Genomic DNA, 11,376 nt, shown 5'->3' with positions numbered 1-11,376 from the left:
CCCGACTGCACTCGACGCTGGCCTACGTCAGCCCGATGCAGTTCGAAGAAAACTGGCTCGCCGGCCAAGCTCGGCAAGCCAGCGCGTAGTCTGGCTATGGGATACGGAATACAGGGGCAAGGTCAGTGTGAACGGCCCGACTCAGCCGGGCCGAAGGTCGAGAGTCGGCACACGCCCAGCAAACTTGAGCCCTGCGGCGTCTGCTGGTTTCGAAATCACTGAGGCAAGTGAAGCTGGGGGCGGCGCTCGAAGCTCTGCCCAGGTCAGATCAGAAACTCACCGAGGCATTGTGGGGTGCGAGGCAGCTTCCGCCAACGTCGCTCGTGCGGCTGTAGCGCCTTCCGAGGGGGGCTTGGCCTGGTACTTCGCCGACCTGGGCGGTCTGCGGGGGCACCGCGTGTGCGCCGGAAGGCCCGAGAATGGACCGTGTGCCGGACTTCGTTGGTCCGATGCACAGTACGGTCGGGCTAGCCTGTTGTTGGTTTTTCCTTGTGTTGCAACTAAAATTCTGTCTTTTGTCAGCAAAAGATTCCAACTTGCGGCAAAGGACTCGAAATCCGGTATACGGTACCCCCGTATCGAGGGTTCGAATCCCTCCTTCTCCGCCAAAAATGCCTTGTGAATCAATCACTTGGCAAAGATAAAAAGCCCGGCCAGTCCGGGCTTTTTTCTTTTCCGCCTCAAGCCATGTCATGGCGGATGCAAGAGGCCCTGTTTTCCATGCTCTTTCCGTACCGCCGATCTGGCACGACAGCACGTCATGCGATCGAAAAGGAAAAAGCCCCGTAAATCAACGACTTACGGGGCTTGTCCTGGTGGGCGGTGCAGGGTTCGAACCTGCGACCCCTGCCGTGTGAAGGCAGTGCTCTACCGCTGAGCTAACCGCCCGAATCTTGTTCGGGCTCTGCTGCTGGCTTTTCTTTCGTCCTGCGCTGCAGCGAGAACGCGATTATGCCACGGCTTTTTCTCCGTGCGCAAGCACCTGACGCCAGATTGTTTTTCCGCCGCTGGCCTTGTCCAGTTCGGCCAGCATCTTGTCGTGCGCGGCCTGCTCGGCCTCGGCTGCACGCAGCACCGGCAGCACGAAGGTCGACAGGTCGATCGCGGCCTGCTCCTCGTCGATCTGCTCGACCTGCTCCTCGCTGCCCTTCTCCTCGTCGATGACCAGGGAGTTCTGGCCGCGGGTCATGCGGATGTAGACCTCGGCAAGCAGGTTCGAGTCGAGCAACGCGCCGTGGAAGTGCCTGTGCGTGTTGTCGACCTCCAGCCGGCGGCACAGCGCATCGAGCGAGTTGGCCTTGCCGGGGAACATCTCGCGCGCCATCACCAGCGTGTCGAGAATGCCGCCGGCCAGCTCGGCGAAGCGCGGCTGGCCGACCCGGCGCAGTTCGGCGTCGAGAAAGCCCACGTCGAAACCGGCGTTGTGGATGATCACCTCGGCGCCGCGCACGTACTCGACGAGCTCGTCGGCGATCTCGCGGAATTTCGGCTTGTCGGCGAGGAACTCGTCGGTCAGGCCGTGAATGCGGATCGCCTCCTCGCTGCCCGGCCGCTCCGGGTTCAGGTAGAGGTGCAGGTTGCGACCGGTCAGCCGGCGGTTGACCATCTCGACGCAGCCGATCTCGACGATGCGGTCGCCGGTTTTCGGATCCAGGCCGGTGGTTTCGGTGTCGAGAAAGATCTGGCGCATGGCGAAGGTGGCCGCGGCCCGCTCAGTGGTTCTCGCGGGCGTGATTGATGGTGTATTTCGGGATCTCGACGACGAGGTCCTGCTGGGCCAGGATGGCCTGGCAGCCCAGACGCGAGTTGGGCTGCAGGCCCCAGGCGCGATCGAGCAGGTCCTCTTCCGTCTCGTCCATCTCGCCCAGAGAGGCGAAGCCCTCGCGGACGATGACATGGCAGGTGGTGCAGGCGCAGCTCATGTCGCAGGCATGCTCGATGGCGATGCCGTTGTCGAGCATCGCCTCGCAGACCGAGGTGCCGGCCGGCGCGCTGATGCTGGCGCCCTGCGGGCAGAGTTCGTGATGGGGCAGGATCTTGATCGTGGGCATGATCGTGTCGGGGTCCGGGAGTCGGGGGACGAGGCGCTGAAGTCGCTCAGACCTCGTCGAGGCGGCGGCCGGTCAGCGCCTGCTGGATGCCGCGGTTCATGCGCAGCGCGGCGAAGTTCTCGGTGCCATCGGCCAGGGCCTTGGTGGCGGCCTCGATCGCGTGCGCGTCCTCGGCGCGGGCGATCTCGGCCAGCGCGTCCAGCAGCCGGTCGACGCGGATGCGCTCATCCTCGTCGAGTAGGTCGCCGTCGGCCTCCAGCGCGGCGCGGGTGGCCAGCGACAGGCGCTCGGCCTCGACGCGGGCCTCGGTCAGCGCGCGGCGGTGCATGTCGCCCTCGGCCTCGGTGAAGCCCTCGCGCAGCATCGAGGCCACCTGATCGTCGCTCAGGCCGTAGCTCGGCTTGACGGTGATCGCGGCCTCGACGCCGGAAGTCATCTCCTTGGCCGAAACCGACAGCAGGCCGTCGGCATCGACCTGGAAGGTCACGCGGATGCGCGCCGCGCCCGCCGCCATCGGCGGAATGCCGCGCAGCTCGAAGCGCGCCAGCGAGCGGCAGTCGGCCACCAGCTCGCGCTCGCCCTGCACCACATGCACCGCCAGCGCGGTCTGGCCGTCCTTGAAGGTGGTGAAGTCCTGCGCCTTGGCCACCGGAATCGTGGCGTTGCGCTCGATGACACGCTCGACCAGCCCGCCCATCGTCTCCAGACCGAGCGACAGCGGGATCACGTCGAGCAGAAGCATCTCGCCGTCGGGCGCGTTGCCGGCCAGCGCGTTGGCCTGCACCGCCGCGCCGAGCGCGACCACCTCGTCCGGGTTCAGGTTCGTCAGCGGCGCGCGGCCGTAGAAGGCCTCGACCGCCGCCTGCACCACCGGCATGCGCGTCGAGCCGCCGACCATCACGATGCCCTGCACCTCGTCGGCCTTGATCTTCGCGTCGCGCAGCACCCGCTTCATCAGCTGGAGGGTGCGCTGCGTGAGCGGCTGGGTAATAGTCTCGAAGGCAGCGCGGCTGACCGTCTGCGACAGCGCGCCGGCGCCCAGCGTCGCGGCGGCGACCGTCGTGTCGGCCGACGACAGCGCTTCCTTGGCTGCACGGGCCGCGCGCAGCACCACGCGCTTGTCGTGCGCATCCAGGGCGTCCAGCGTCGGCAGGCCCGCCTGCGCCAGCAGCCACACGGCCAGCGCCATGTCGTAGTCATCGCCGCCGAGCGCCGAGTCGCCACCGACCGCGACCACCTCGAACACACCCTTCGACAGACGCAGCAGCGAGATGTCAAAGGTGCCGCCGCCCAGGTCGTAGACCGCGTACAGGCCCTCGATCGCGTTGTCGAGACCGTAGGCGATCGCGGCCGCCGTCGGCTCGTTGAGCAGGCGCAGCACGTTCAGGCCGGCGAGCTGCGCGGCGTCCTTGGTCGCCTGGCGCTGCGCGTCGTCGAAATAGGCCGGCACGGTGATGACGGCGCCGAACAGATCGGCGTTGAAGGTGTCCTCGGCGCGGTAGCGCAGCGTCGCCAGGATCTCCGCCGAGACCTCGATCGGCGACTTCACGCCGTCGCGCGTCTCGATCGCGACCATGCCGGGCTGGTCGACGAAGTGGTACGGCAGGTTGCCGCGGTCGGCGATGTCGGCCAGAGCGCGGCCCATGAAGCGCTTGACCGAGACCAGCGTGTCGTGCGGATCGTCGGCCTGCGCGGCCAGCGCCTCAAAGCCGATCTGGCGCCGACCACCCCCCAGGTAGCGCACGGCCGAGGGCAGGATCACCCGGCCCTGGTCGTCGGGCAGGCATTCGGGCAGGCCATGACGCACCGAGGCGACCAGCGAGTGCGTCGTGCCGAGATCGATGCCGACGGCGATGCGACGGCTGTGCGGGTCGGGCGTCTGCCCGGGTTCGGAGATCTGGAGAAGTGCCATGGGTGCGTCATTGTCCCAGCGCGTCGAGGCGCCGGTCCACGTCGGCGGCGAAGCGCGCGACGAACATGAGCGCACGGACCTGGCCAGCCGCGGCCGGCCAGTCCTGGCGCTCGTCGATCAGGGTGCCGAGTTGCAGCAGCATGCGGCGCTCGGCGGCGGAAACATCGTCGGCCAGCGCCTCGACGGCTTCGAGGGTGCGGGCCTCGTCGAGCGCCTCGCGCCATTCCATCTGCTGCATCAGGAAGGCGCCCGGCATCGCGGTATTGCTCTCGGCGTCGATCGCGGCGCCGTGCAGCTCGCACAGGTAGGCACCGCGCTTGAGCGGATCCTTCAGCCGCTGGTAGGCCTCGTTGACGCGGATCGCCCACTGCATCGCCACGCGCTGCGCGGCGGCCCCTTCGCTGGCGAAGCGGTCCGGATGCACCTCCGACTGCAGCGCCTTCCAGCGCGCGTCGAGCTGCGCACGCTCCTGGGCGAAGCGCACCGGCACGCCAAAGAGGTCGAAATCGTTGTCAGTGAGCTTCATGATCAGGGGCCGTTGCAGGAAATCCGACATGGCCGGACAAAAGCAAAGGGCGCGCCCGTGTCGACGAGCGCGCCCCGGGACCGGCCTCGGCTCAGACCCGGAAGGATTCCCCGCAGCCGCAGCGATCCTTCTCGCGCGGATTGTGGAACTTGAAGCCCTCGTTCAGCCCCTCGCGGACGAAGTCCAGCTCGGTGCCGTCGATGTAGGGCAGGCTCTTCGGGTCGATCAGCACCTTGACGCCGTGGTCCTCGAAGACATGGTCTTCCGGGGCGATCTCGTCGGCGTATTCCAGCTTGTAGGCCAGACCGGAGCAGCCGGTGGTCTTCACGCCCAGACGCACGCCCACGCCCTTGCCACGACGGGCGATGTAGCGCGAGACATGCCGGGCCGCGGCTTCGGACAGGGTGACCGCCATCGTCGACCTCACTGCGCCGGGCCGGCGGACTCACCGGCGTGGCGCGAGCGGTAGTCGTCGACCGCCGCCTTGATCGCATCCTCGGCGAGGATGGAGCAGTGGATCTTGACCGGCGGCAGGGCCAGTTCCTCGGCGATCTGGGTGTTCTTGATCGCCAGCGCCTGATCCAGGGACTTGCCCTTGACCCACTCGGTCACCAGCGACGACGAGGCGATCGCCGAGCCGCAGCCGTAGGTCTTGAACTTCGCGTCCTCGATCAGCCCGGTGGCCGGGTTGACCTTGATCTGCAGCTTCATCACGTCGCCGCAGGCGGGCGCACCCACCATGCCGGTGCCGACGTCCTCGTCGCCCTTGTCGAAGGCGCCGACGTTGCGGGGATTCTCGTAGTGGTCGATGACCTTGTCGCTGTATGCCATTGCTGTTCTCCGGATCCGTGTGCGTTCGCCGTCCGTCAGCCGATCAGTGGGCGGCCCACTGGATCGTGCTCAGATCGATGCCATCCTTGTACATGTCCCACAGCGGCGAGAGCTCGCGCAGCTTGGCGACACGGTCCTTCAGGGTGGCGACGGCGTAGTCGATCTCCTCGACGGTCGTGAAGCGGCCGATGGTCATGCGCAGGCTGGAGTGCGCCAGCTCGTCGCTGCGGCCCAGCGCGCGCAGCACATAGCTCGGCTCCAGGCTGGCCGAGGTGCAGGCCGAGCCCGACGACACCGCCAGGCCCTTGACACCCATGATCAGCGACTCGCCCTCGACGAAGTTGAAGGAGATGTTCAGGTTGTGCGGCACGCGGCGGGTCAGGTCGCCGTTGACGAAGACCTGCTCGATGTCGGAGAGGCCGTCGAGCAGGCGCTTGTGCAGCGCGGCGATGCGCTCGTTCTCCTCGGCCATCTCCTGGCGCGCGATCTCGAACGCCAGGCCCATGCCGACGATCTGGTGCACCGGCAGCGTGCCCGAGCGCATGCCGCGCTCATGACCGCCGCCATGCATCTGCGCCTCAATGCGGATGCGCGGCTTGCGGCGCACATACAGCGCGCCCATGCCCTTCGGGCCGTAGGTCTTGTGCGAGGCCAGGCTCATCAGGTCGACCGGCAGCTTGGCCAGGTCGATCTCGACCTTGCCGGTGGCCTGCGCGGCGTCGACATGGAAGACCACGCCCTTCTCGCGGCAGATCGCGCCGATCGTCGGGATGTCCTGGATCACGCCGATCTCGTTGTTCACGAACATCACCGAGGCCAGGATGGTGTCCGGACGGATCGCGGCCCGGAACTGGTCGAGGTCGAGCAGGCCGTCGGGCTGCACTTCGAGGTAGGTCACCTCGAAGCCCTGCCGCTCGAGCTCGCGCATCGTGTCGAGCACCGCCTTGTGCTCGGTCTTCACGGTGATCAGGTGCTTTCCGCGGGTCTGGTAGAAATGCGCTGCGCCCTTGATCGCGAGGTTGTTGGACTCGGTCGCGCCGGAGGTCCAGACGATCTCGCGCGGATCGGCGCCGATCAGGGCAGCGACCTGGCCGCGCGCCTTCTCGACCGCTTCCTCGGCTTCCCAGCCCCAGGCGTGACTGCGCGACGCCGGATTGCCGAAGTGCTCGCGCAGCCAGGGAATCATCGCATCGACCACCCGCGGATCGACCGGGGTCGTCGCGCCGTAGTCCATGTAGATCGGGAAGTGAGGCGTCATGTCCATGTTCAACCAGGTCGTCCCGCAGCGGCCGCCGGTCAGGGCGGCACCCGGGACAAGTTCGTGTTACTTCGAGAGCGCCGATCCGAGCGCGAACACGGAGTTCGGCGCCGTGACCTTGATCGGCTTGACGACGGGCTGGCTCGAGATCGCGCGCTTGATGGGCGCCTCCTCGACCGACACGCCGCGGTTGATCTGATCGTCGACCAGGCTCTTGAGCGAGATCGAGTTCAGGTATTCGAGCATCTTCGCGTTCAGGCTCGCCCACAGGTCGTGCGTCATGCAGCGGCCCGATTCGTCGCCCATGCAGTTCTCGCCGCCGCCGCAGCCGGTGGCGTCGATTGCTTCATCCACGGCGACGATGATGTCGGCGACCGTGATGTCTTCGGCCTTGCGACCGAGCGAGTAGCCCCCTCCGGGACCACGGGTGCTCTCGACCAGCTCATGGCGGCGCAGCTTGCCGAAGAGCTGTTCAAGATAGGAAAGAGAGATCTGCTGGCGCGCGCTGATGGCCGCCAGCGCCACCGGGCCGCTGTGCTCGCGCAGTGCCAGATCGATCATGGCGGTGACCGCAAACCGGCCCTTCGTTGTCAGTCGCATGGCTTTAAGCTCCTTGAACTCGCGGCTGGTACGCAGCGGTTGGCTGAGCCCAGGGCAGCAAGTCGGGTTGGACCCTCGCCCTCTTTCCCGAGTGATTTACTCGATTATAGCGGAGCGCTCCGCCTGCCCGGCAGCCGGGATCAGCGGGAACCCTGAGGCGAGTACAGGTATTCGAGCAGACCGTCGCACGCAAGTTCCACGAGGTCGAGCACATGTTCGAATCCCGCGGCACCGCCATAGTAGGGGTCGGGCACCTCCTCGGACAGACCGCTGATGCGCACGAACGACATCAGCAGCCGGACCTGCGCCGGGGATGCCCCGGGCACCAGCGCCGTCAGCTGGGTCACATGGCTGCGGTCCATCGGAACGATCAGGTCGAAGCGGTCGAAATCCAGCCGCGTGACCGGGCGCGAGCGCAGCAGCGTCAGGTCATAGCCGCGTCGTGCCGCATGGGCGATGCTGCGCGGATCGGCCGGCATCGGCGTCGATCCGGCCCGGGTTCCAGCCGAATCCAGCTCGATGCGATCCAGCAGACCGGCGCGGCCGAGGCGATGCCTCATCACCGCCTCGGCCGTCGGCGAGCGGCAGATGTTGGCGGTACAGACCATCAGGATGCGCATCAGCGGCCTCCCGACCCGAAGGCCTGCTCGCGCAGCAAGGCCAATTGGTCGCGCAGCCGCGCCGCCTGCTCGAACTCCAGGTTGCGTGCGTGTTCGAGCATCTGCTTCTCGAGCTGCTTGATGCGCCGGCCCAGATCCTTCTCCGACAGGGCCTCGACCTGCGCGGCCTCGCGGATCTGCTCGAAGCGCGCCAGATCGTCCTTGGCCTTGTCGCTGTAGACGCCGTCGATCAGGTCGCGCACCTGCTTGCGGATGCCGCGCGGCGTGATGCCGTGGGCCTCGTTGTGGGCGACCTGCCGGGCGCGGCGTCGCTCGGTCTCGTCGATGGCGCGGCGCATCGAGTCGGTGATCCGGTCGGCATAGAGAATGGCGCGGCCGTTGACGTTGCGCGCCGCCCGGCCGATGGTCTGGATCAGGCTGCGCTCGCTGCGCAGGAAGCCTTCCTTGTCGGCGTCGAGAATGGCCACCAGCGACACCTCCGGAATGTCCAGGCCTTCGCGCAGCAGGTTGATGCCCACCAGCACGTCGAAGGCGCCCAGGCGCAGGTCGCGGATGATCTCGACGCGCTCGACCGTGTCGATGTCCGAGTGCAGGTAGCGCACCTTCACGCCGTTCTCGCCAAGATAGTCGGTGAGCTGCTCGGCCATGCGCTTGGTCAGCGTGGTGATCAGCACCCGCTCGCCGATCTCGATGCGCTGGCGGATCTCCTGCAGCACATCGTCGACCTGGTGCGTGGCCGGGCGCACCTCGACCACCGGATCGACCAGGCCGGTGGGCCGCACCAGCTGCTCGACCACCTGGTCGGCGTGGGTCTTCTCGTAATCGGCGGGTGTGGCGGTGACAAAGACCACCTGACGCATCTTGCGCTCGAACTCGTCGAACTTCAGCGGCCGGTTGTCCAGCGCCGAGGGCAGCCGGAAGCCGTACTCGACCAGCGTGGTCTTGCGCGAGCGGTCGCCGTTGTACATGCCACCGAACTGGCCGATCAGCACATGGCTCTCGTCGAGGAACATCACCGCATCCGACGGCAGGTAGTCGACCAGCGTCGGCGGTGGCTCGCCCGGCTTGGCGCCGGACAGATGCCGGGTGTAGTTCTCGATGCCCTTGCAGTGGCCGACCTCCTGCAGCATCTCCAGATCGAAGCGGGTACGCTGCTCGATGCGTTGCGCCTCGACCAGCTTGCCCGCCGACACGAACTCGTCCAGGCGCTGGCGCAGCTCGGCCTTGATGCCCTCTGCCGCGGCCAGCACCTGCTCGCGCGGCGTCACATAGTGGCTGGCCGGGTAGACGGTGAAGCGCGGGATCTTCTGGCGCACCTTGCCGGTCAGCGGGTCGAAGAGCTGCAGCGTCTCGACCTCGTCGTCGAACATCTCGATGCGGATCGCCAGCTCGGAATGCTCGGCCGGGAAGATGTCGATGGTGTCGCCGCGCACGCGGAAGGTGCCGCGCACGAACTCCACGTCGTTGCGGGTGTACTGCATACGCACCAGCTGCGCGATGACCTCGCGCTGCCCCACCCTGTCGCCGACACGCACGATGAAGCGCATCTGCGTGTAGTCCTCCGGCTTGCCGATGCCGTAGATCGCGCTGACGGTGGCGACGATCACCGTGTCGCGGCGCTCCAGCACGCTCTTCGTCGCCGACAGGCGCATCTGCTCGATGTGCTCGTTGATCGCGCTGTCCTTCTCGATGAAGAGATCGCGCTGCGGCACATAGGCCTCGGGCTGGTAGTAGTCGTAGTAGCTGACGAAGTACTCGACCGCATTCTTGGGGAAGAACTCGCGGAACTCGCTGTAGAGCTGCGCCGCCAGCGTCTTGTTCGGCGCGAAGACGATCGCCGGGCGGCCCAGCCGCGCGATGGTGTTGGCCATCGTGAAGGTCTTGCCCGAGCCGGTCACGCCCAGCAGCGTCTGCCAGCTCAGGCCATCCCGCACACCCTCGACCAGCTGATCGATCGCGCGCGGCTGGTCCCCGGCCGGCGGATAGGGCTGGAACAACTGGAAAGGCGAATCGGGAAAGCTGACGAACTGCCCTTCCCTCGCCGGCGTGTCATTGCTGTCGATCTTCTCGATGCTGCTCATGGGACTCCCGACCGGCCGCTAGAATCGGCGCGCAACCGCCCAGCCTAACCGAACTCCGCGAAACCCGCGTGATGCGCAGCTGGGTGCGGGCGCCCTCCCTACAACACACCCTTTTCCGGACCCGTAGTCATGTCCCTGTTCTCCGCCGTCGAAATGGCCCCGCGCGACCCGATCCTGGGTCTGAACGAGCAGTTCGCTGCCGACACCAACCCCGCCAAGGTCAACCTCGGCGTCGGCGTCTACTACGACGACAACGGCAAGCTGCCGCTGCTGAAGTGCGTCGTCGAAGCCGAGCGCCAGATGCTCGAGGCGCCGAAGGCGCGCGGCTACCTGCCGATCGACGGCATCGCCGCCTATGACAAGGCCGTGCAGGGTCTGGTGTTCGGGGCCGACAGCGAGGTCGTCACCGGCGGCCGTGTCGCCACCGTGCAGGCCATCGGCGGCACCGGCGGCCTGAAGATCGGCGCCGACTTCCTGAAGAAGGTCAACCCGAACGCCACGGTCCTGATTTCCGACCCGAGCTGGGAAAACCACCGCGCGCTGTTCAGCAACGTCGGCTTCCCCGTCAGCACCTACCCGTACTACGACGCCGAGAACCGTGGCATCAACTTCGCCGGCATGCTGGCCGCGATCGACGCGGCCCCGGCCGGCACGGTCATCCTGCTGCACGCCTGCTGCCACAACCCGACCGGCTATGACATCACCGGCGAGCAGTGGGACCAGGTCATCGCCTCGATCAAGGCACGCAACCTCGTGGCCTTCCTCGACATGGCCTACCAGGGCTTCGGCGACGGCATCGCCGAGGACGGTGCGGTGATCGGCAAGTTCGTCGCTGCCGGCCTGGACTTCTTCGTCTCGACCTCGTTCTCGAAGAGCTTTTCGCTGTACGGCGAGCGTGTCGGCGCCCTGTCGGTCGTCTGCGCCTCGAAGGAAGAGGCCACCCGCGTGCTGTCGCAGCTGAAGATCGCGATCCGCACCAACTACTCCAACCCGCCGACCCACGGCGCGCAGATCGTCGCCACCGTGCTGACCACCCCGGCGCTGCGCACGATGTGGGAGGACGAGCTGGCGGCGATGCGCGTTCGCATCAAGGAAATGCGCACGCTGCTGGTCGAGAAGCTGACCGCCGCCGGCGTACAGGGCGACCTGAGCTACATCGTGCGCCAGAAGGGCATGTTCAGCTATTCCGGCCTGAACAAGGACCAGATGGTGCGCCTGCGCGGTGAATTCGGCGTCTACGGCGTCGACTCGGGCCGCATCTGCGTGGCCGCGCTGAACACGAAGAACATCGGCTACGTCGCCGATGCGATCGTCAAGGTGATGTGATTGAGTGATTTGCACGCTCCGCACAGGAGCGCTGCAGACAGCACCGGCTTTGTTGCATAAAGCGGCATTCTTTCCAAACCCCTACTCTGGCGCAACAATCGTGCGCCTCATGCTGAGCAAGGTTCTTTCTTGATATGGAATTTCTCAGCAAGGAAATTTGTTTCTGCAACA

Annotated in this window: 11 protein-coding genes and 1 tRNA gene; 1 reads left to right on the top strand and 11 read right to left on the bottom strand. The window is 66.6% G+C overall.

Translation table 11 applies throughout. The features are described from left to right. Positions 1-813: 813 nt before the first annotated feature. The 11 genes from HZU84_RS19500 to uvrB all read right to left on the bottom strand — a co-directional run bounded on the left by HZU84_RS19500 (position 814) and on the right by uvrB (position 9,879). A tRNA-Val gene (locus HZU84_RS19500) sits at positions 814-888 on the bottom strand. Positions 889-949: 61 nt separating this feature from the next. Beyond that, positions 950-1,690, bottom strand: coding sequence for a DNA polymerase III subunit epsilon (gene dnaQ / locus HZU84_RS19495; protein WP_149504342.1), 741 nt, complete (start codon positions 1,688-1,690; stop codon positions 950-952). A gap of 22 nt (positions 1,691-1,712) precedes the next feature. Continuing rightward, the gene (gene fdx, locus HZU84_RS19490) at positions 1,713-2,051 is read right to left on the bottom strand and encodes an ISC system 2Fe-2S type ferredoxin (RefSeq protein WP_149504343.1); all 339 of its coding nucleotides are present in this window, start codon (positions 2,049-2,051) and stop codon (positions 1,713-1,715) included. 46 nt (positions 2,052-2,097) lie between these two features. Continuing rightward, positions 2,098-3,963, bottom strand: a complete 1,866-nt coding sequence (gene hscA / locus HZU84_RS19485) for a Fe-S protein assembly chaperone HscA (RefSeq protein ID WP_149504344.1) — start codon at positions 3,961-3,963, stop codon at positions 2,098-2,100. 7 nt (positions 3,964-3,970) lie between these two features. Beyond that, positions 3,971-4,489: a Fe-S protein assembly co-chaperone HscB gene (gene hscB / locus HZU84_RS19480; RefSeq protein ID WP_149504345.1), complete on the bottom strand. Its 519-nt coding sequence runs from the start codon at positions 4,487-4,489 to the stop codon at positions 3,971-3,973. A gap of 91 nt (positions 4,490-4,580) precedes the next feature. Continuing rightward, complete coding sequence (iscA, locus tag HZU84_RS19475; protein ID WP_037485698.1) at positions 4,581-4,904, bottom strand: iron-sulfur cluster assembly protein IscA; 324 nt, start codon at positions 4,902-4,904, stop codon at positions 4,581-4,583. Between the two features lie 8 nt (positions 4,905-4,912). Further along, on the bottom strand, positions 4,913-5,320 hold the full coding sequence (iscU, locus tag HZU84_RS19470) for a Fe-S cluster assembly scaffold IscU (RefSeq protein ID WP_149504346.1): 408 nt from the start codon (positions 5,318-5,320) through the stop codon (positions 4,913-4,915). A 43-nt stretch (positions 5,321-5,363) separates the two neighbouring features. Next, positions 5,364-6,584 carry an IscS subfamily cysteine desulfurase gene (locus HZU84_RS19465; protein ID WP_149504347.1) on the bottom strand — a complete coding sequence of 407 codons (1,221 nt, stop codon included), beginning with the start codon at positions 6,582-6,584 and terminating at the stop codon, positions 5,364-5,366. Positions 6,585-6,644: 60 nt separating this feature from the next. After that, on the bottom strand, positions 6,645-7,178 hold the full coding sequence (locus HZU84_RS19460; protein WP_037485702.1) for a Fe-S cluster assembly transcription factor: 534 nt from the start codon (positions 7,176-7,178) through the stop codon (positions 6,645-6,647). 140 nt (positions 7,179-7,318) lie between these two features. After that, on the bottom strand, positions 7,319-7,798 hold the full coding sequence (locus HZU84_RS19455; protein ID WP_149504348.1) for a low molecular weight protein-tyrosine-phosphatase: 480 nt from the start codon (positions 7,796-7,798) through the stop codon (positions 7,319-7,321). Next, positions 7,798-9,879 (bottom strand): excinuclease ABC subunit UvrB, encoded by a 2,082-nt coding sequence (gene uvrB, locus HZU84_RS19450; RefSeq protein ID WP_149504349.1) that lies wholly within the window; start codon positions 9,877-9,879, stop codon positions 7,798-7,800. The genes HZU84_RS19455 and uvrB overlap by 1 nt, the downstream gene beginning before the upstream one ends. A 129-nt stretch (positions 9,880-10,008) precedes the next feature. On the opposite strand from uvrB, the gene HZU84_RS19445 reads away from it, so the two are divergent. Continuing rightward, the gene (locus tag HZU84_RS19445; protein ID WP_149504350.1) at positions 10,009-11,205 is read left to right on the top strand and encodes an amino acid aminotransferase; all 1,197 of its coding nucleotides are present in this window, start codon (positions 10,009-10,011) and stop codon (positions 11,203-11,205) included. Positions 11,206-11,376: the final 171 nt, after the last annotated feature.

Origin of the sequence: Sphaerotilus sulfidivorans, assembly GCF_013426975.1 — a bacterium.
GTDB lineage: Bacteria > Pseudomonadota > Gammaproteobacteria > Burkholderiales > Burkholderiaceae_C > Sphaerotilus > Sphaerotilus sulfidivorans.
This window is presented reverse-complemented; position numbering and strand designations above follow the sequence as displayed.